At 66.3% G+C, this 16,960-nt stretch carries 25 protein-coding genes; 7 read left to right on the top strand and 18 right to left on the bottom strand.

Going from position 1 to position 16,960, the window contains the following annotated elements; all coding sequences use genetic code 11:
* Positions 1 to 66: 66 nt before the first annotated feature.
* Complete coding sequence (locus tag ACWEV3_RS14555; protein ID WP_452614314.1) at positions 67 to 444, bottom strand: STAS domain-containing protein; 378 nt, start codon at positions 442 to 444, stop codon at positions 67 to 69.
* 71 nt (positions 445 to 515) lie between these two features.
* Between ACWEV3_RS14555 and ACWEV3_RS14550 the strand changes: the two genes are divergently transcribed.
* Positions 516 to 1,736, top strand: coding sequence for a PP2C family protein-serine/threonine phosphatase (locus ACWEV3_RS14550; protein WP_452614313.1), 1,221 nt, complete (start codon positions 516 to 518; stop codon positions 1,734 to 1,736).
* Positions 1,737 to 1,851: 115 nt separating this feature from the next.
* Here ACWEV3_RS14550 and ACWEV3_RS14545 read toward each other — a convergent pair whose 3' ends face one another.
* Together ACWEV3_RS14545 and ACWEV3_RS14540 are read right to left on the bottom strand one after the other, a co-directional pair.
* A complete protein-coding gene (locus tag ACWEV3_RS14545; protein WP_452614312.1) occupies positions 1,852 to 2,898 on the bottom strand; it encodes a glucose 1-dehydrogenase in 1,047 nt (348 codons plus the stop codon).
* A 390-nt stretch (positions 2,899 to 3,288) separates the two neighbouring features.
* Positions 3,289 to 3,786 carry an Asp23/Gls24 family envelope stress response protein gene (locus ACWEV3_RS14540; protein WP_452614311.1) on the bottom strand — a complete coding sequence of 166 codons (498 nt, stop codon included), beginning with the start codon at positions 3,784 to 3,786 and terminating at the stop codon, positions 3,289 to 3,291.
* A gap of 107 nt (positions 3,787 to 3,893) precedes the next feature.
* Here ACWEV3_RS14540 and ACWEV3_RS14535 point away from each other — a divergent pair, with 107 nt between their 5' ends.
* Entirely contained in the window at positions 3,894 to 4,145 is a 252-nt protein-coding gene (locus ACWEV3_RS14535) for a hypothetical protein (protein WP_132486642.1), read from the top strand.
* 28 nt (positions 4,146 to 4,173) lie between these two features.
* Here ACWEV3_RS14535 and ACWEV3_RS14530 read toward each other — a convergent pair whose 3' ends face one another.
* Together ACWEV3_RS14530 and ACWEV3_RS14525 are read right to left on the bottom strand one after the other, a co-directional pair.
* Complete coding sequence (locus tag ACWEV3_RS14530) at positions 4,174 to 4,647, bottom strand: hypothetical protein (RefSeq protein WP_452614310.1); 474 nt, start codon at positions 4,645 to 4,647, stop codon at positions 4,174 to 4,176.
* A gap of 140 nt (positions 4,648 to 4,787) precedes the next feature.
* The gene (locus ACWEV3_RS14525; RefSeq protein WP_452614309.1) at positions 4,788 to 5,219 is read right to left on the bottom strand and encodes a hypothetical protein; all 432 of its coding nucleotides are present in this window, start codon (positions 5,217 to 5,219) and stop codon (positions 4,788 to 4,790) included.
* Positions 5,220 to 6,037: 818 nt separating this feature from the next.
* Here ACWEV3_RS14525 and ACWEV3_RS14520 point away from each other — a divergent pair.
* The gene (locus ACWEV3_RS14520) at positions 6,038 to 6,241 is read left to right on the top strand and encodes a CsbD family protein (RefSeq protein WP_452614308.1); all 204 of its coding nucleotides are present in this window, start codon (positions 6,038 to 6,040) and stop codon (positions 6,239 to 6,241) included.
* A gap of 128 nt (positions 6,242 to 6,369) precedes the next feature.
* Here the strand turns inward: ACWEV3_RS14520 and ACWEV3_RS14515 are convergent, their stop codons facing one another.
* The 11 genes from ACWEV3_RS14515 to ACWEV3_RS14465 form a co-directional block, all read right to left on the bottom strand.
* A complete protein-coding gene (locus ACWEV3_RS14515) occupies positions 6,370 to 6,696 on the bottom strand; it encodes a gas vesicle protein K (RefSeq protein ID WP_452614307.1) in 327 nt (108 codons plus the stop codon).
* Positions 6,689 to 6,916, bottom strand: coding sequence for a gas vesicle protein (locus tag ACWEV3_RS14510; RefSeq protein ID WP_358303500.1), 228 nt, complete (start codon positions 6,914 to 6,916; stop codon positions 6,689 to 6,691). The genes ACWEV3_RS14515 and ACWEV3_RS14510 overlap by 8 nt, the downstream gene beginning before the upstream one ends.
* A gap of 8 nt (positions 6,917 to 6,924) precedes the next feature.
* Positions 6,925 to 7,701, bottom strand: coding sequence for a GvpL/GvpF family gas vesicle protein (locus ACWEV3_RS14505; protein WP_452614306.1), 777 nt, complete (start codon positions 7,699 to 7,701; stop codon positions 6,925 to 6,927).
* A complete protein-coding gene (locus ACWEV3_RS14500) occupies positions 7,694 to 8,164 on the bottom strand; it encodes a gas vesicle protein (protein ID WP_452614305.1) in 471 nt (156 codons plus the stop codon). The genes ACWEV3_RS14505 and ACWEV3_RS14500 overlap by 8 nt, the downstream gene beginning before the upstream one ends.
* On the bottom strand, positions 8,161 to 8,475 hold the full coding sequence (locus ACWEV3_RS14495) for a gas vesicle protein GvpO (protein WP_452614304.1): 315 nt from the start codon (positions 8,473 to 8,475) through the stop codon (positions 8,161 to 8,163). The genes ACWEV3_RS14500 and ACWEV3_RS14495 overlap by 4 nt, the downstream gene beginning before the upstream one ends.
* A 146-nt stretch (positions 8,476 to 8,621) precedes the next feature.
* A complete protein-coding gene (locus ACWEV3_RS14490; protein ID WP_358380105.1) occupies positions 8,622 to 8,873 on the bottom strand; it encodes a gas vesicle protein GvpG in 252 nt (83 codons plus the stop codon).
* A 1-nt stretch (position 8,874) separates the two neighbouring features.
* Positions 8,875 to 9,669, bottom strand: coding sequence for a GvpL/GvpF family gas vesicle protein (locus tag ACWEV3_RS14485; protein WP_452614303.1), 795 nt, complete (start codon positions 9,667 to 9,669; stop codon positions 8,875 to 8,877).
* Entirely contained in the window at positions 9,669 to 10,088 is a 420-nt protein-coding gene (gene gvpJ, locus ACWEV3_RS14480; RefSeq protein WP_452614302.1) for a gas vesicle protein GvpJ, read from the bottom strand. The genes ACWEV3_RS14485 and gvpJ overlap by 1 nt, the downstream gene beginning before the upstream one ends.
* A 4-nt stretch (positions 10,089 to 10,092) precedes the next feature.
* Entirely contained in the window at positions 10,093 to 11,259 is a 1,167-nt protein-coding gene (locus tag ACWEV3_RS14475; RefSeq protein WP_452614436.1) for an SRPBCC family protein, read from the bottom strand.
* A gap of 2 nt (positions 11,260 to 11,261) precedes the next feature.
* Positions 11,262 to 12,014 carry a hypothetical protein gene (locus tag ACWEV3_RS14470; RefSeq protein ID WP_452614301.1) on the bottom strand — a complete coding sequence of 251 codons (753 nt, stop codon included), beginning with the start codon at positions 12,012 to 12,014 and terminating at the stop codon, positions 11,262 to 11,264.
* A gap of 289 nt (positions 12,015 to 12,303) precedes the next feature.
* Positions 12,304 to 12,888: a hypothetical protein gene (locus ACWEV3_RS14465; RefSeq protein ID WP_452614300.1), complete on the bottom strand. Its 585-nt coding sequence runs from the start codon at positions 12,886 to 12,888 to the stop codon at positions 12,304 to 12,306.
* Positions 12,889 to 13,063: 175 nt separating this feature from the next.
* Here ACWEV3_RS14465 and ACWEV3_RS14460 point away from each other — a divergent pair, with 175 nt between their 5' ends.
* From ACWEV3_RS14460 to ACWEV3_RS14445, 4 genes are all read left to right on the top strand, one after another.
* Complete coding sequence (locus tag ACWEV3_RS14460) at positions 13,064 to 13,369, top strand: hypothetical protein (protein ID WP_452614299.1); 306 nt, start codon at positions 13,064 to 13,066, stop codon at positions 13,367 to 13,369.
* Between the two features lie 350 nt (positions 13,370 to 13,719).
* Positions 13,720 to 14,184 (top strand): MarR family winged helix-turn-helix transcriptional regulator, encoded by a 465-nt coding sequence (locus ACWEV3_RS14455; protein ID WP_452614298.1) that lies wholly within the window; start codon positions 13,720 to 13,722, stop codon positions 14,182 to 14,184.
* A gap of 257 nt (positions 14,185 to 14,441) precedes the next feature.
* Positions 14,442 to 15,509, top strand: a complete 1,068-nt coding sequence (locus ACWEV3_RS14450; protein ID WP_452614297.1) for an NAD-dependent epimerase/dehydratase family protein — start codon at positions 14,442 to 14,444, stop codon at positions 15,507 to 15,509.
* Positions 15,510 to 15,597: 88 nt separating this feature from the next.
* Positions 15,598 to 16,131 carry a hypothetical protein gene (locus tag ACWEV3_RS14445; protein ID WP_452614296.1) on the top strand — a complete coding sequence of 178 codons (534 nt, stop codon included), beginning with the start codon at positions 15,598 to 15,600 and terminating at the stop codon, positions 16,129 to 16,131.
* Between the two features lie 114 nt (positions 16,132 to 16,245).
* Here ACWEV3_RS14445 and ACWEV3_RS14440 read toward each other — a convergent pair whose 3' ends face one another.
* Positions 16,246 to 16,650, bottom strand: a complete 405-nt coding sequence (locus ACWEV3_RS14440) for a DUF6292 family protein (protein ID WP_452614295.1) — start codon at positions 16,648 to 16,650, stop codon at positions 16,246 to 16,248.
* An 80-nt stretch (positions 16,651 to 16,730) separates the two neighbouring features.
* Positions 16,731 to 16,910 carry a hypothetical protein gene (locus ACWEV3_RS14435; RefSeq protein WP_452614294.1) on the bottom strand — a complete coding sequence of 60 codons (180 nt, stop codon included), beginning with the start codon at positions 16,908 to 16,910 and terminating at the stop codon, positions 16,731 to 16,733.
* Positions 16,911 to 16,960: the final 50 nt, after the last annotated feature.

Raw genomic sequence — 16,960 nt, 5'->3', positions numbered from 1 at the left:
AGCACGACCTCCGTTCGGCTCACCAGCCATCATTTCCAGCCCCAACCGTGGCGCGGACCGCCGAACTCAAGTGCCTGCGGCGGCGGCCATCGCCTTGTCCTGGGAGGAGAAGAAAGCGATCTCCTGGTCGAGGCCGGTCAACTGCACCGGCCGCACCGTTGCCGGGCCTTCGACGACCACGTGGAACTTGATGTCGGTTCCGGCGCGATGCCGAGCGCGGACCAGGACGGCGAGCCCCGCCGAGGACAGGAACGTCACCCCGCAGAGGTCCAGGATCAGGACCTCGGGCCGCATGTCGAAGGCGTTCATGATCGCCGACTCGACCCGCGGGGCGTTGAGCAGTTCGACTTCACCCGCGACTTCCATCAGCAACACGCGATCGGACCATCGTGTTACCACGGTCAACGGTGCTGCGGGGTCGCTTGAACCGGTAGACGTGGACATGCCCCCATGGTGGTCGTCACCGTGCCCGAACGCAAAGATGATCAAGGATCGGCGCGGCTACCATTGTCCCCATGCGGCCCGCGGTCAACTCGTCCGACGACGCAGAGGAGCGGTTGCGGCAGATCGAGCTCGTCACCGACACGACGCTGGCGCACCTCGAATCCGACGACCTGCTGCGTGAAATGCTGCACCGGGTCAGCAAGTTGCTCGGCGTCGACACCGCCGCGGTGATGCGCTACGAACCCGCCGGTGAGCTGCTGGTCGCGACCGCCGCCGTCGGGATCGAGGACGAGGTCCGCCAGGACGTTCGAGTTCACGTGGGCCCCGCCTTCGCCGAGGCGGTCGCCTCCGGACGCCGGCCGCCGATCCTGGACAGCCAGGAAGACCCGTCGGTCCTCCGCCCGGTTTTCCAGGAGCACGGGATCGAAACGCTGATGGGCACCCCGATGCTGGCCGGCGGCGAGATCATCGGAGTGCTCTACATCGGCACCTACGACACCCGCCGCTTCACCGAGCGCGACGTGCACCTGCTCCAGCTCTTCGCCGATCGCATCGCGCTGGCGATCCGCGCCAGCACGACGCGCGCCGAGCGCGCCGCGACGAAGGCGCTCCAGCGCAGCCTGCTGCCCACTCGACTGCCCGCGGTCCCGGGGGTCACCCTCGACGCGCGGTACGTGTCGGGCGTCGATCCGGGTGTCGGCGGCGATTGGTACGACGTCTTCACCCTGCCGTCCGGGCACATCGGCATCGTGATCGGGGACGTGGTCGGCAGCGGCCTGGCCGCGGCGATCATCATGGGCCGGCTGCGCAGCGCCCTGCGCGCCTACGCCCTCGAAACGGAAGACCCCGCGCAGGTCCTCCACAAGCTGGATCGCAAGGTCACCCACTTCGAACCGAACGCCATGGCCACCGTCGCGTACTCGATCTACGACCCGGCCGCGGCCACGTTGCACATCTCGATGGCCGGACACCTGCCGCCGGTCATCGGCACGCCCTCCTGCCGCAGCCACCTCGCCGAGGTGCCGGTGGATCCCCCCGTCGGTCTCGGCGTCACCCGCCGCCCACGGCGGACCAGCGTGCTCGCGTTACCCTACGACGGGGTCGTCTGCTTCTTCACCGACGGCCTGGTCGAACGCCGCCACCGATCGATCGACGTCGGTTTGGAGCAGCTCTGCGAGGCGGTCTCCCCTGCTCCGGCGAACGCCGTGTGCACCACGGTGATGAACAAGCTCGTCGGCACCGAACGACCGGCGGACGACGTCGCGCTCCTCACGATCAGCCACTCCGGCTGAGCAGTGGCGAGTCAGCCGCGCGGCAGCAGCGGGCCGAGGTCGAGGTTCAGATCCGCAAGCCGCCCACCGTTGACGGCCAACGAGATCCTTTGTGGATGTCGTCAGGGTGCTGGTGTCAGGCTTGGAGGTCTACGACGACCTTCACCTCGTCAGGTCCCGTGTCGAAGACATCGGTCCAGTTGCGCAACGGGATCCGGCGGCTGATCAACGATTCCAGCCAGTTCCGATCTGCGGCGGCCAACGCCTGCACGGCCTGCTTGTAGTGGCGCAGGTTGGCGTTCACGCTGCTCACAACGACGTCGTTGTCCAGCATCAACTCGTTGTCGATCGCTGCCTCCGCGGGGAAGGGCATGGTGCGGTGGTGGCCCGCGAGACCGGTCAGCACGGTGATGGCGTTGCGCGCGGTGTGCTGCAGAACCTCGAACACCAGCCTGCCGGATCCGGTCGTCTCGATCACGACGTCCGGTTCGCAACGCAGATCGTCCAGCGAGGTGTGGTAGGTGGCGCCCAGCGCACGGACCAGATCGGGTCTCGGCCCTTCGGCGACCTGGTCGAGGACATGCACCTCCAAGCCGCGCTGGACGCCTAGCAGCGCGGCGAGCAGGCCGATCGGTCCAGCCCTGGTCACCAGCGCGCGGTGGGGAGCGAAGTAGGCGCGTCGACCGATCATGTCGACCTGCTCCCACGCCTTGGCCACCACCGATGCGGGCTCGGTCAGCACGCCCAGAGCGCCGAGCCCAGGACTGACCTTGATCGCGAACTGGGGCTCGACGGTCCATAGCTGAGCACCGAATCCGTCCAGGCCCCGGATGCCGCGTTCGGTGTACTCACCGTTGAGGCAGAAGTCCCACTGCCCGGCGGCGCACGCCTCGCACGGCTGCGGGTCCGGACGCCGGACGACACCGACCACGTAGTCGCCATCCTGGAACCCGCTGATCGCAGGAGCGTGGATCGCCTGGCCGACGGATTCGTGGAAGAGGACCATGCGGTCCTGCCCCGGTGGCAAGGCACCATGCGCGCGTTCGGTGACGTCACGATCAAGGCGGCAGAACCCCACCAGCAGTCCTCGCACGAGTAGCTCGCCCGGCTGCGGAACGGGATCAGGCAGCTCAGTGACCGCCGACAGCTCCGGCTTTCCGGGCACCACGGTGGCAGCCTTCACTGGCACGCTCCTCCCTCACACCGTTGGCCGGGAACCAGCAGAACCCACGGTCAGCAAGTCGTATCAACCCCGGCGAACCCGTACTGCAGGAGCTGATTTGCTTGCCCACCTGTACTGCAGGACACAGCCCTCACATGCAGCTGTCAATGGTCAGCGGACGAACCGCAGGACACGAACCGCTCCCGTCAATGTCCATTCGAGGTCGGCCGAACCACTCTGCCAAGAGGTACTGGAGTGTGCACTGGGGACACACCAGTGCCGATCAGATGAGGAGTTCGCGATCAAGCACCCCGAGGAATACGCGCGGGGCCGACCGAGGAATGCCCGCAGCAAGCTCGACCGAGTGGTCCTCAGCCTCTGTTCTCTGCGCTCCCGGCCCGACGGAGATCGTCACTCGACACGGGTGGGCGCGGGGGCTTTCTCCTCACCGGGCAGGCGGATGTCGGTGACTGCGATGTTGACCTCCACGACCTCCAGTCCGGTCATCCGCTCCACCGCGGTGATGATGTTGCGACGCACCGCCCGCGCCAGGTCCACCAGCGCGGCCCCGTACTCCACGGTGATGTCCAGGTCGATGGCGGCCTGCTTCTCCCCGACCTCCACCGCCACCCCCGACGTTTGCGAAGCGCTCGAGCCAGGGATCCGTTCCCGGATCGCGCCGAATGCCCGGGCCGCTCCCCCACCGAGTGCCGCCACTCCCGAGACTTCGCGAGTGGCGACTGCAGCGATCTTCTGCACCACCCCAGCGGCGATCGTCGTGCGGCCGTGCTCGGTCTCGGCGACCTCGGCCGTCGGTGCAGCCTCTCTGGCTCGTCCCGACGTGGTCGCCCAGCTCCCTTCCGTGCTGACGTCCTCTCGACTCCGCTTCCCGGTCTCTTCCTTGGCCATCACCACCGCCTCCCCTCCTCGTTTCGCCGGCTGGCCCCCTCGGCTTCACGATCACGACCACGGCGCGCCGCGGTGTTGATGATCGCGGCCGCGGGTATTGCGTGGTCATGGCCAAGGACAACAAGACCAGCAAGATCGTCACCGATCCGGACCGAGCTCTTGCCCGGGCACGAGCGGCCGCCGAACAGATCAAGCCCAAGGATGAAGCGCTGTACTGGGCGACGATGGCTCAAGCCCTGCTCTTGAGCGAGATCCGCGACATGATTCGCGAAACCCGCGCTCACCAAGGCGGGAGCGTGGAACTACCCGAACAAGCTCCGCCACGAGAAACAGCCAGGGTCACCGTCGTCGAGAAGTAGCACTGTTCGAGCGCGTGGCTCCTGGCCGTCAGCGGGAACCACGAAGCCGGGCCAGTCGCCTCGTGCCTCGACCCCGCTTCCCGGTACTGGTCGTTTCGGCTGCCCTGGCTGCCGGGATGGCGTCCTCGGGTGGGAACGTCTCCTCAGCCGGCCGAGCACCCTCGTCAGTCGATGCTTCGGCTTCCTCGGGGGCTTCCTCCCGCCCGAGCGCGCGTTCCTCCGGTTCCTTCGACGACCGCACCATGCGGTAAACGACGTACGCCATGGCAGCCGCTGCCGCGCTCCCCGCCGCCACCATGCTCGTGCGCCGCAAAAGCATCATCCGCCGCTCGCGGACCTTGGACCTCCGAAAGAACCTGCGTTTGCCGTGACGCCTCGACGCACGGGGTTCAAGCACGTCCTGGACGACCTTTCGAACGAGGCGCAATGCGATCTTGGCCATGTCCCAGAAGCGCAGCAAATAGCCAAGGAGCGTGGCCGGATAGGCCTTGATCTTCAACATGTCTCGAGCTCCAAATCAGCGATGCCACCACACATGCCAACGGTTGCAACCCATTCTTCTGCCGCAGGGAGCCGGACGCCATTCGCGAGTTCATACCTTCAAGCATCGCTCGATCCAGTGAGGCACGATCAAGCGGTGCCTCAACCTCGCTGCGTTGCCGCGCGGAACGCCACCACAACGGCACGCACGATCAGCACCAGCAGGAGGACCACGCCCAACACGACCAGCAGGATGGGAAACAAGATCATCCCGGCCACCAAGATGAGTTTGGTCTGCCAGCTCATGCCGGCTATCGCGCCCTTGATCGCCTCCCAGACCGGGCTCTTCCCGAGGATCGCTGCCCGCACCGCCCGAAGCGCAGCCCCCGGTACCGCCCCGGACTTGTCCGCGCGTTCGGCGAGTTTGCCGACGACTCTCTCGACCTTCGTCGAGATGAGCTGTGCGCAGACTTCGACCGCGGCGTCGACGAGGCGCCGGAGACTGCTTTCCAACCGCCCCAGCGCAACTGCCACCTCAGCGGGCGCACCGCTGCGATCGGCCACGTCTCCGGCGGTCGACTCCGCCGCCGCCAACGCCGGCAACCTGCGGGCTCGCCCGGACGGTGCGAGATCTTGTTGCGATCGGGACTCATCCCGCCCACTTCGACCGCCGATGACTTCCCCGGGCCGTTTCCCTCGCCGCCCGGGAGGGGCGCTCGCTTCGCTCACATCAACCCCGTTTTCCAGAATCGCCTCCGACCTGGATTTCTCGGGCCGATCGGAGGCGAACACGCGACTATCTCTTGCCGCCCCGAAGTTTCATCCGCTTCCTGTGCCTAGCACCTGTCCTACCCGAGTCCCTTCCGCGTGTGGAACGACGCCCGGAAGCGCTTCTCGCTTTCTTGGCGCGCCCGGAGAATCCGAACCTCCGCCCGCGCACCACATCTGGCACCGCCCGCGAAAGCTTTCGGAAAGCGCCCGCGAGTGTCGCGGACAAGGTTCGAAGCCGTCGGAATGCTTTCCGGCCGAGGCGGCGCAAAGCCGGTTTCACCCAACCCCACCAGCCGAGCAAGATCCTGACGAGCTTCGCCAGTGCCACCTTTATCCGAATCACGGCCATCACCGAACCCTGAGTTACCCATCGGGTACCCGAAACAGCACAACGGGAATCGTCGGCCTGTCCGGGCAATGGACGAGCTCCGAATAGGTCGTCGAGCGGCGGCCTATGGCCTACTTCCAGCCTCGCAGCAATCCGCATACAACAGCAGTGCCACACGTCACACTGAAACAAGTACCTTCAGGTGTACGGCCAACGCGTCGCGGGTATGCATGGAGCGACTTCGCAGACCTTCGGGCTGAGCTTCACGCGGAGGCGAGCGGAGTCTCGAGCAGCCGTACCAAGGGAGCATGACATGGGCATCGGCGACGAAGCCAAGCACAAGGCCGAAGAAATTGCCGGCAAGGCGAAGGAGAAGCTCGGTCAAGCCACCGGCGACAAGGAGAAAGAAGCCGAGGGCAAGGGCGAACAGACCACGAGTGCTCTGAAGCAGGCGGCGGACAAGGTGAAGGATGCCGTCACCGGGCACAAAGACAAGAAACCCGGCCAAGACGGATAGCCACATGTTTCGTGGGCCGCGCACCTCCGCTGGTGTGCGGCCCACGTCGTGGTGTCCGCAAGAACGCGCTGCGGCGAAGGGCCCACGACGCTCACAGCTCCGGAAGCGACGACGAGGGCAGGTGACCATCACTGGTCGTCCCGCGGCAGCAGCGGGCCGAGCGGCCCGAGGTCGAGGTTGAGATCGTCGGTGGAGAGTCCGAATCGATCGCGCAGTTCCGTCATCGCCTGTTCCAGCTTCATGAGGGCCAGACCCAGCTCTTCGATCTGCTCATCATCGAGCGTGCCTTGGTCGACCCGGCGCAAGGCCTGGCGTTCCATGAGCTGGCGCAGCAACTCGACGATGGTCAGCACGAGCCGGACCAGATCGCGTTGGACCGACTCCGCATCGGTTTCGATGCGGTGCTGCAGTCTTCCCGACCGGCCGACCCGCCGTTCTCCGGACGGCTCACCCATCGCTGCCCCGCTCCCAGGAGTCGACGTTCATCGTGCTCTCCTGGATCGATGTGATGATCGCCCGCAGCGAGACCCGCACCAAGTCCACCCCGGCCAGGGAAATGGTCACATCACCGGTGATCACCACCCCGCCGGCCAACAGCCGGTCGAGAAGGTCGACGAGCGCGATCTCCCGAGCGTCCCGGACAGTTCGCGTGCTGACGTCGTGTCCTGTCGTCATCGCCCCGCTCACCGTTTCTCCGCGGATACCACCGCGAACGAGTACGGTGCCCAAGGTCCCGTGAGCTCGATCTGCAGGGAGCTTCCGCTCGCTATGTCATCGATCGCGGAGGTGAACTCCTCGGTCCGCGAGTCGTCGACCAGGTAGGCGCCGTTGAGCACCATCAAGCCTCGATAGGCCGCGAGGTCGCGATTCTGCGGCGGGTGCACGCGGTTCGCGTGCGCGAGCTTGCTCAAGGCATCGTGGATCTCGCTTGCTCGCTCCACTGCTTCATGCTCTGCCTCGGCCCGCCCCTTCCGCTGCGCCCGGATCTTGCGGAGATAAGCCTGTCCCGGGCGCTCGCCCTCGCCGGTCTCCGGCTCGGCAGGTTCCCCGGACGTGCTCTTGACGAGGTCCGCGTACGCCTTGACCCCCCACTCCGTGCGGCCGGCTATCAGCGCCAGGACGTCGAGGAACATGGGCGCTTGTTCGGTCAACGCGGCCTGGACCCGAGCGTCGTTGTAGTAGACCGTGGCCAACGCCAGTGGCGCGACGGTCGAGGTGGCAGCTGCTGCGTCGACGACGCGATTGTGCTCGCGCACCGTGCTTTCCAGCCAGCGCAGGTCTTCCAAGTTCTTCCGCAGCCCTTGCTCGCCGAACTCCTCAGCGGGCACCGTGCTGACCAACGCTGTCAACTCGCCAGAGCTGACCAGCCGGACTTCCGACCCGGCGATCCCCGCGGCGCCGGGCTGCAAGTCGGCGTCCTTCCGGGAGATCGCGTAAACGTAGGACAGGGTTTCAGCCACGGTCCTGCTCCTCAGGGGCGCGCCGAGGAGGTGCGCTTCGACGACGCTCACGGCGTTGTTCGTCTTCTCCTTGCTCTATCGCGCCCTGCGGTGTGCCGCGTTCGGACTCCAGCTCCCGGACCTGAGAGCGCAGCTGCCGGTTCTCCTCGACCAGATCGCGGTGGCCGGACGAGAGCGTGGGGTCGTGCTCCCACCAATCGATCCCCATCTCGCGGGCGCGTTCCACCGAGGCGACCACGAGCCGGAGTTTGATGGTGAGAAGCTCGATGTCGAGCAGGTTCACCTGGATGTCGCCGGCGATGACGATTCCCTTGTCCAAGACGCGTTCGAGGATGTCCGCGAGGTTCGCGGACTCCTGTCTCGCAGGTGGTGCCCCGCGCTGTCCGTACCAGGCGGGTGCCCGCGCCCCGCCGCCTCGAACCTCCGGCGCCGTCATCCGCTCCTCGCGATCGTATCCGTTCATCGTTCGTCGCCTCGTCCCCTGGAGTATCGATCGACCCGCCGGTAGGAAAGGAGGTCGCCGTCCTGGTCCAGCTCCGCTTCGTACACCGCCAGGATGTCCGCCGTGTCCGGAACCCGGTGGCTCTCGACCACCTCGACGCTCACGCGCCAGCCGTTTTCCGCGCGCTCCAGCGAGGTGACACCCTCTGGCTGCCTGCCCGTCAGTTCGTGCACCTGGCGGACGGCCAGCTGCGCGGCCTCGGCGGCCTTGAGCGGACGTCCCCCGTCATCACTACCTCGCCTGTCCTCTTCACCTTCCGGTTCCCGACGCACTCGCGGCGGCTTGCGGTCCTTCTCGGCACGATCGTCGCGTTGCGCCGACGCCTTCGATCCCGTTTGCCGCGGCCGAGGTCGCCGAGGGCGATCGGCAGGTGGCTCGCGGTCCCTGGCGTCGTCGTCCCGCGTGGTGGCCACCGGATTCACATCTCCCCGGCGTCACGTCGGCGTTGCGCTTCGAACAGCCTGGCCAGCAGGTCCGCTTGCAGCTCGTCGCGCTCGTGATCGGTCAGCTCGCCGGCGGCGTGCGCGTCGTCGACGTCGGCTATCTGGCGCTGGATCAAGGCGGGGTCGTAGTACTGCTGCTCCGCGTGCTGCTTGATCTGCTCAGCCACCCAGACGGCACCTCGGACCGGTGCCAGCGGAAGCGTGAGCAGTCCGGTGATGAGCCCCATGTCAGGTCTCCGGAAGGAAGTCGTAGGGAGCGAGAGGCCCGATCAACCGCAAGTTGACGCGCCCATCCCACTGCCGTCCGAGATCGTCCACTGCTTGCTCGAACTGCGCCACCACCTCGCGATCAACGAGGAACGCGACGTGCATGGCGTCGTCCTCACCCGCGACCGCATGTGAAGCGGAAGCAGCGGAGGACTTCTCGAGAGAGCTGATCAGCGTCTCGGTATCGACTTCACGTTTCCTGACCACCGCGTTGTTGACCAGCTCGCCCAGCCTCAAGCGCTCGGCGTAGCCCGCATCCTCGGGCAGCCCTTGAAGGGCCGCGCGGAGTTCCCGGATCTCGGGCTCTTCGGAAACGATTTCACGGAGGTGCGCGTTGTTCGCGTACCGGCCGCGAACGGTGAACTGCACCAGCCCGGCGAGCTCTGCGAGCAATTCCTCGAAATGCCCCTGATGGGGCGCCAAGAGCTCGTCGACGACGGCTTCCCTGGTTCTCACGACGGATCCGAAGCGCATCGGTATCACCGTCGCCTCCGCCGCGAGCGTGTCGAGTACTCGTTCATGCGCGAGCAAATCCTCGCGCGTCCCGAGCGGACGAGTGAGCTGCACCTCGCTGACCAGGGCGGAGAGCTTGCCGTACGAGGCCAGGTCCACCTCTTCCTTGCCATCTCCAACCGAGGGCAGATCGTCCGGAAGCCCCTCCCGGTGGCCGACGATCCCGTACACGTACACGCCGCGATCGACGTCGTCTTCGTGTCCTGATTGGACCTGTTCGCCTCGTTCTGCGCGTGTGGCCATCACTCACGCTCCCGACTGCGTGGTTCCCTGCGCCGTACGGGCTGCTTCTCCCGCTTGGCTTCCTCGTCGGCACCGCGGAACTCGTCGAACTTGTCCTTGGCCGCGTCGATCATTCCCTTGGTCTTGCCTTTCGCACCGCTCTCCGTCACGCCCTGCATGAGCTCTGGAAGGTCCTTGCCGCCCTTCTGGTCCAGGTCCAGCCTGTTGGTCGCTTCGGCGAAGCGCAGGTAGGTGTCCACACTGGCCACCACGACGCGCGCATCGACCGTGAGGATCTCGATCCCCACCAGCGAGACGCGCACGAACACGTCGATGACCAGCCCCTTGTCGAGGATGAGCTCGACTACGTCGGCAAGAGTCCCTCCAGTTCCCCGCTGCACCGGGGACCCGCCGCCGCCTTGCATGCTCGCGACGGTCATGCGATCACCTTCTCCGGCTGGATGTCACACGTTCACTTCGACGCCCTCCGCGTTCCTCCTCCTCTTCTTCGTCGCCCTCCTCGCCTTCCCGGTACTCCTGGTCCTCGTCTCCGTACTCCTCTTCGTCCTCGTACCCTTCTTCCTCTTCGTCCGCTTCGCCGTAGTCCTCGCCCCGCTCGGCCTCGTCTTCCTCGTAACCTTCTTCTTCGCCCTCTTCCTCTTCGGGCTCCTCGTAAACTTCGCCGCGCTCGCCTTCGTATTCCTCTTCTTCCTCGGCGGGTTCGCGGCCGTACCCTTCCTCCTCCTCGCGCAGGGCGTCCTCGTGAGTCCGGACGACCTCCCTGTCGCGGATCTCGCCGCGCCATCCTTCGATCTTGTCCTGTTCCAGGATCGTCCGCGTCATCATGTGCCGTTTGATGTACTTGAAGTCCGCTCGCACACGCCGCCCTTGCGCACGCCACATGTACGCCGTCTTCTCGAAGAATCCTTGCGGATAGTATTCGAGGACAAGCAGAATTCGCGTCATGTTCGGCGCGAGCTCGTGGAACGTGACCGATCCATCCACGCTCCCCTTCGCGCCTTTCGAAGTCCAGATGATCCTGTCGTCGGGAACCTGTTCGACGATGGTGGCTTCCCAGCTTCGCTTCGACAGGAAGATCTGCGCCTTCCAGTTGATCTTCTCGTCGGATTCCTGGTCCACGCTGAGGACTTTCTTCGTCATGTCGGGAAAATCTTCAAACCTGGTCCACTGGTCGTACACAACGCGAAGCGGCAATCCCACATCATTGTGCTCGATGATGTTGACGACCTTGGCCTTGCCCTTCTTCCCCCCTTTGCCTCCACCCATGCCCAGCGTCTCTTTTGCTTTCTCCTTCAATCCGGAGAAGCCGGCCTTCAGCGCCGACTTGACCGGGGCCCCTCCCGCAGCCAACTCCTTACCCCCCGTCAATGCGGCCATCAACCCGGCACCACCGTTTTCGGCCGACTCCACAAGCCTTTCGGTCATGTCCTCGACCCTGTCGCTGACGAAACCAGCCGCCCGCTCCCCGGCTGCGGTCAACAAATCCTGGAGCCCCGCTTTCAACGGTTCGAGCGGCAGCTCGCTCAACAACCCACCAGCACCGGAACGACGCCCATCGGGCTGCTCCGCCATGGTCATCACCTCAGCCACGCTCAAGACGACTTCTTGGTGGTGGACGACTTGGAACTCGTTCCCGGCTCGCGCTGAGCCGACGTTCCAGAGCCGGTTCTGCTCCCGGCCCGGCCACTCGATTGGCCCGCGGCCTTTGCCGATGCCCCACCACTGGCCGTCGACCTGGCGCGCTCGGTGGTCTTCGACCGTGACTCGGGTTCCTTGTGCGCCGTGCCTCTCCTGCCACTCGAGTCGGAACGACGCGTGCTCCCGCGAGTCGATGCCGAACGTTCATCCGTCCGGCTGCGGGCATGTCGCGGTGACGGCACCGCAGCCCGCTCTTCCTCCTGCTCCTCGGCCGCCGTTTCACCCTCGTCCACGTCTTCCTCCGGAGTTTCCCCGGCGGCCCGCTTGCCGAGTCCAGAAGCTCGCTTGCCGAGTCCAGCGGCTTGCTCACCGAGACCAGACGCCTGTTCCCCGATGTTGGGAGTCCGCAAACCGGCGGCCCGCTTGGTCAGGTTGTCGCCGATCGAGTCGATCTTGCTCGTCGCCGCCGCGATCGCAGCGGATTTCGCCGCATCCATCAGGCGCTCACGCGCCTCACCCGTCAACTTCTTCAACTCGGGGGACCCTGCGATCATTTTGCCCCCCTGCGCGAGGAGATCCTTGGGATTGACCCCGAGGCGCCGCCCTGCCATCACCCCGGCGGTCGCGATCGCGAGCTTCATCTTCCGGCTGCGCCCGAGGACGTAGCCGATCGCGACCGCGAGCGCGATCTGAGGTCCAGATTTCATGATCAACCTCCTGCGGGCGTCTCCGGCGGGCCGGCCGCCCTCAAACGCAAACGGCTCGTGCGAGCTGATGAGCCCACCTATTGCTGAGCCGCTACGGCGATTATCTTGAGTGGCTACCCTCCTACTAGTCGCCCAAACCCTTTGCCACGGGACAACTTCGTGATCGACCGGGCTTGCCACGAGAACAAGATCGAGCACCACGCCAAAGCATCCGAGATCACTTTCCACGGCACGCGAAACGTGATTTTCCAATTCCATGAACAGCTTCCAGCGCGAACGCCGAGCGAGGTCAGTCGGCCACGTCCGACTCTCGAAGCTCCTCCTCGACGATCTCGCTCACCCAGCGCCGCAGGGGAGACATCCGGGCGGTCGTGCGCCCCTCTCGGTGCCCCCTTCTCCACCCGCAGGCCTGCTGGTCGTCAGCCGGCTTCACGACTTCTTCGTCCGCTGCGTCCGAACGGATGGTCAGGCCGCTCAGCGCGCACAGCACACCGCGGCCGGCCGCCAACGTCGCCACGATGCTCCGCGTCTCCGAATCGCCGGGCAGAAGATCCAGGACCGCCGCGTCACCGAAGTCGGCCGTCGCACGGGCCACGACCGCCAGTCGCAGCGTGTCCGGACTCGGCGCAAAGGTCATCGCCAACCCGGAAAGCACGTCTCGTACACCGATGCCACGGCAAAGAACCGCGGTGGTCGGCGCGACGTTCCCGTCCGAATCACCCATCCCACAGGCGTTCGCGAGGGTCTCCGGACGTAGCACGACGACTGCGCCGGCCGCGGCCGTTCCGATGCCGAGCAGGCGAGGAAACCACGTCATGGCGCTGCACCCCTCCTCCAAGGACGTCGATGCCCTTCGGACATCGTCCTTGACCATTAGCGCCTCGCGGTGTCCGGCACGTCACGGACACCACGCTCGCCACCAGTATGCGCCCAACCCCGCATGCGGAAAGTTTCTCCTGCCGCTCCGATATGGTCGCTTTCCCAGGGGTATGCCCACGGTGGAATCGCTCGCACGATCCGGCAGCGCCAGGACTCGGAGGCGGCAGATCATGTCAAGCACGCACGACTCTGAGCATGCTCATGAGTACGAGACCGTTCAAATCGTCCTGGTCGCCCAGATCAACGCGCCCTGGGTGAGCCGAAGCCTGGTCGACGTAGGCACATTGATCCGAACCTCGAACGCGGCAGCGTGCATCCGTGGGGGCCTGCATGTGATCGCAGACATCGTTGGGGCAGCGGCGAAGATCCTCGCTGACGGCCGCCTGGAGGATGTCTCGCCCGAGGAGCGCCCGCCGTTGGTGGTCACGGCAGAACGTGCAGACATGCCGAAATCCGATGCTCGCCAGCAACATTGACAACCCGTTCCCGTCCCGGCAGCCACGAACGCGCACTGCCCCAACACCAACGCGAAGGCGCAGGGAGCACGACAGTCACACGAGGATCGCCAGCATCAGAGCAACGACGCGCAACTGCAGCAAAAGACGCTTTCAGAATGCGGCCATTGAGAAAGCCGGGCTGACGATCGTCCATTCAGGACCAGCACCGGTCCTTGATCCCGCGGGCCTCGTGGAACGAATCCGAACACCTTGCTCACCGGCAACGAATCTTCCGGCAAGTCATCGCACGGGACGCTCCCGGTCCTTCGCGTGAGACAATGGATACCTCACCTGAGTGATCGTGTGCTGAAGCAAGGGAGACGATCCCGGTGCGTCGACCCGATCCACCACCAGCCGATCTCCTCGACGAGATCGAGACTGCGGCCCGGGCGCTCGTCGTGGTCTGGGGACGCAGTGCGGAACGCGTCCGGCCGAAGGTTTCGGCACCGCAACTGCGCGCCCTGATCGTGGTGGATCGTCACTCTTCGCTCAACCTCGCCGGGCTCTCCGACGAGCTCGGCTCGATCCCCTCCGTCACCAGTCGCTTGTGCGATCGCCTTCAGGCAGCCGGGCTGCTCGTACGTCGAAACAGCGCCATCGACCGTCGTGAGATCGTCCTGCAGCTCTCCCCTGACGGACGCCGTTTCATGCAGCGCTTCCGGCGTGCTCGGAAAGCCGACCTCGCCGCAGTGCTCCAGCAGATGAGCGCGCGGAACCGCAATGCCCTGCGCATGGGCTTGAACGCCTTCTACTCGGCGGCTGGGGAAGGTCACGCAGACGAAGAGCTCGCTTGAGCGACCAGGTCGAGGTGTAGCGCTGGCGACAGCCGGTGGCCGAGCGTTCACGACGTGGACGGCGGCAGGACCGGTTCTTCGACCGCGCGATGGCCAGTCGAGGCACACCGTCGTCGTCCAGTTCTTGATCACGCAGGAAGGCGCGCAGGTTATCCGGGAATTTCGCCGGGTAGCCGGAGTTGTCGTCGCTTCCGCTTCCCACGAGGGGAAGCCGTGAATGCGGCGGGAACAGCACCGGGCCAAGGAGGAGACCAACGATGAATGCGCCCGAGAGCCCCCAGCGCGTTGTCGTCGTTGGGGCGACCGGAAACATTGGAACCAGCGTGGTCGACGCACTCGACCGGGACCCCGCGGTCGGCACCATCATCGCGCTGTCACGGCGAGAGCCACCCGTCACCAGCTCGAAGGTGCGCTGGGAACGCACGGATGTCACCGAAGATGATCTGGTGGCGCGCTTCGCCTCGGCCGACGTGGTGATCCACCTCGCCTGGTTGTTCCAGCCGACCCACGACCCGATCACGACCTGGCGCAACAACGTGCTCGGCGGCATCCGGGTCTTCGACGCCGTCGCGGCGGCCGGCGTCCCGAGCCTGGTGCACGCGTCGTCGATCGCCGCCTACAGCCCGGGGCCGGACGCGCGGCCGATCGACGAGTCGTGGCCGACCCACGGATGGCCTGCCGCGGCGTACAGCGGGGAGAAGGCGTACCTGGAGCGGTATCTCGATGCCTTCGAACTGCAGCACCAGGACATCCGGGTCGTCCGGATGCGGACCGCGTTCTGCTTCAAACCGGAATCGGCATCCCAGCAACGACGGCTCTTCCTGGGGCCGATGCTGATCAACCGGCTCGTTAGGCCAGACCTGTTGCCGGCCCTGCCGATTCCGGGCGGCATGCGCTTCCAAGCGGTGCACAGCAATGATGTCGGCGAGGCGTACCGGCTTGCCGCGCTTTCCACCGGCGCCGGAGCGTTCAACATCGCCGCGGATCCGCTGATCGACACCGGCGTGCTGGGCGAGCTCTTCGGCAAGCCGACGGTGGGTGTTCCACCCAGCATCGCCAAGGGAGTCCTCTCCGCAGCTTGGCACCTGCACCTCGTCCCCGCGTCGCCTGGCCTGTTCGACGCCTTCCTGCGGCTTCCCGTCATGGATGTGTCGCGGGCCAGGGACGAACTCGGCTGGTCCCCGCGGTACAGCTCCACGGACGCCGTCGAAGGGTTCCTCCACGGCTTGCGGGAAGCCGGAGGCGGCAGAACCCCGCCTCTCGCGCCGCGCGTCCCGGGAGGCCGCCTGCACGAGCTCGCCACGGGCGTAGGTCAACGCCCCTGAGCACCACGACCACGTGCGGTTGAGGTCCGTTCCGGTGGGTAGCCGGTGGGTGTTCCGCCCGGCAGGACAGATCTTGTGAGGTGGCCCGGTGTCACGTTCCCAGCACTCGAAGACCCGCGATCTGGTCCGCGCCGGGGCGCGGGGACTCGTCGGTGCCATGGCGATGACCGGCATCCGGACCCTCACCGGGAATGTCGGCCTCGTCGAGGAAACGCCTCCGGAAGCGATAGTCGGCAAGCATGCGCCGGAGTCCGTCCAGCAGCTGCCCGTGGGACACCGCACGGCGCTCACCGAAGCCGCGCACTGGTCCTACGGCGCAATGGCCGGGCTCGGGTACAACGTCCTGCCGCGGAAGTTCAGATCGCTCCCCTGGTTCGGCCCCGCGTACGGCCTGGTCATCTGGCTGGGGTTCGAGGCCGTCATCGCGCCGTTGCTGGCCGTGCGCCCGACCCACCGGAGGCTGCTCGGCCGTCTCGTCATCGCGCTCGACCACGCCGTCTACGGCATCGTGGTGGCCGGTCGACTCGCGCCCGACCCCGATGCGGTCGAGCGGTCGGCCGATGAGCGGCGCCGCCACGTCATGAGCGCGGTGCGGTCGGCGCAGTCCCGGCTCCGGACCTAGGCGACCGCCGGGCGGGGATTGCTCGCTTCCCGGGTCAACCGCGGCCGCGGACGGCACGAAGAAAAGCTTCCGGGCACCTCGACAGGCCACATTGGATTCCGGCCGCCGCCATCGTCAGTTGCAGAACCGAGCGAGTCGTTGCTCCAGGTCGTCACACGCGTTCGGCAGCCGGAACGCGGGTGAGGCGAGCACGCCGGGGCAGTTCCCGCGGACCGCCTCCCAGAGGAACCGCCGCACCGACGCGGAGTCCGGCAGGATGTCCTCGCCCAAGAACTCCAGCGTCGCGGTCCCGCCGCAGCCGTCGGTGTCGATCCGCAGCGCCCATCCGCTCACCTCGTCCCAGGTCAGCAGGAGCGGGAACTCCTCGAACACCGGTACTTGGGAGTCAACGAGGATGATCACGGTCGCGAGATCGACGTCGAGGTTGATGTCGATCTCGAAGACGTCGACGCCGAGATCTTCCGCCACGGAGGTGGCGTAGCCGACCAATCCGTCTGCCGCGAGGCTCATCGTGTCCATCACCGATCCTCCCGTCCGACCTCACTTCCCGTTCGACATCGGCAGGCTGCCGCCCATTGGGTAACCGGTATCGCCCCGGCCTAGTCCAGCCGGCGGCGGGCCCGGTTGGAAGACGTCGCAGCCGTGCGGGCCTCCCGCGAATCATGCTTGGCGCGGGCGTTGATGCCACTCAGCGCCCGGCCTTCCACCGGGAACGCCGGGAACTCCGGTGGGACGACCTGCTGCCGGTCCACGACCAGGGCCCCAGCCGCAGGGACCACGTCGTCGCACCACGTCGTCCGCGATGCCAGCTCAGCGGGCCGATCTTCCC

The sequence above is a fragment of the Saccharopolyspora sp. NPDC003752 genome (genome assembly GCF_053605825.1).
The sequence above is the reverse complement of the archived record's forward strand: the minus strand, read 5'-3'. Positions and strand labels throughout refer to the sequence as shown.

Bases quoted from the DNA above. Each gene is read 5' to 3' on its own strand.
- ACWEV3_RS14465 (WP_452614300.1), bottom strand. From the start codon at position 12,888: ATGGTCAAGGACGATGTCCGAAGGGCATCGACGTCCTTGGAGGAGGGG.
- ACWEV3_RS14460 (WP_452614299.1), top strand. From the start codon at position 13,064: ATGTCAAGCACGCACGACTCTGAGCATGCTCATGAGTACGAGACCGTT.
- ACWEV3_RS14450 (WP_452614297.1), top strand. From the start codon at position 14,442: ATGAATGCGCCCGAGAGCCCCCAGCGCGTTGTCGTCGTTGGGGCGACC.
- ACWEV3_RS14555 (WP_452614314.1), bottom strand. From the start codon at position 444: ATGTCCACGTCTACCGGTTCAAGCGACCCCGCAGCACCGTTGACCGTG.
- ACWEV3_RS14540 (WP_452614311.1), bottom strand. From the start codon at position 3,786: ATGGCCAAGGAAGAGACCGGGAAGCGGAGTCGAGAGGACGTCAGCACG.
- ACWEV3_RS14515 (WP_452614307.1), bottom strand. From the start codon at position 6,696: ATGGGTGAGCCGTCCGGAGAACGGCGGGTCGGCCGGTCGGGAAGACTG.
- ACWEV3_RS14440 (WP_452614295.1), bottom strand. From the start codon at position 16,650: ATGGACACGATGAGCCTCGCGGCAGACGGATTGGTCGGCTACGCCACC.
- gvpJ (WP_452614302.1), bottom strand. From the start codon at position 10,088: ATGACCGTCGCGAGCATGCAAGGCGGCGGCGGGTCCCCGGTGCAGCGG.
- ACWEV3_RS14500 (WP_452614305.1), bottom strand. From the start codon at position 8,164: ATGAACGGATACGATCGCGAGGAGCGGATGACGGCGCCGGAGGTTCGA.
- ACWEV3_RS14510 (WP_358303500.1), bottom strand. From the start codon at position 6,916: ATGACGACAGGACACGACGTCAGCACGCGAACTGTCCGGGACGCTCGG.
- ACWEV3_RS14535 (WP_132486642.1), top strand. From the start codon at position 3,894: ATGGCCAAGGACAACAAGACCAGCAAGATCGTCACCGATCCGGACCGA.
- ACWEV3_RS14520 (WP_452614308.1), top strand. From the start codon at position 6,038: ATGGGCATCGGCGACGAAGCCAAGCACAAGGCCGAAGAAATTGCCGGC.
- ACWEV3_RS14470 (WP_452614301.1), bottom strand. From the start codon at position 12,014: ATGAAATCTGGACCTCAGATCGCGCTCGCGGTCGCGATCGGCTACGTC.
- ACWEV3_RS14550 (WP_452614313.1), top strand. From the start codon at position 516: ATGCGGCCCGCGGTCAACTCGTCCGACGACGCAGAGGAGCGGTTGCGG.
- ACWEV3_RS14485 (WP_452614303.1), bottom strand. From the start codon at position 9,669: ATGGCCACACGCGCAGAACGAGGCGAACAGGTCCAATCAGGACACGAA.
- ACWEV3_RS14490 (WP_358380105.1), bottom strand. From the start codon at position 8,873: ATGGGGCTCATCACCGGACTGCTCACGCTTCCGCTGGCACCGGTCCGA.
- ACWEV3_RS14530 (WP_452614310.1), bottom strand. From the start codon at position 4,647: ATGTTGAAGATCAAGGCCTATCCGGCCACGCTCCTTGGCTATTTGCTG.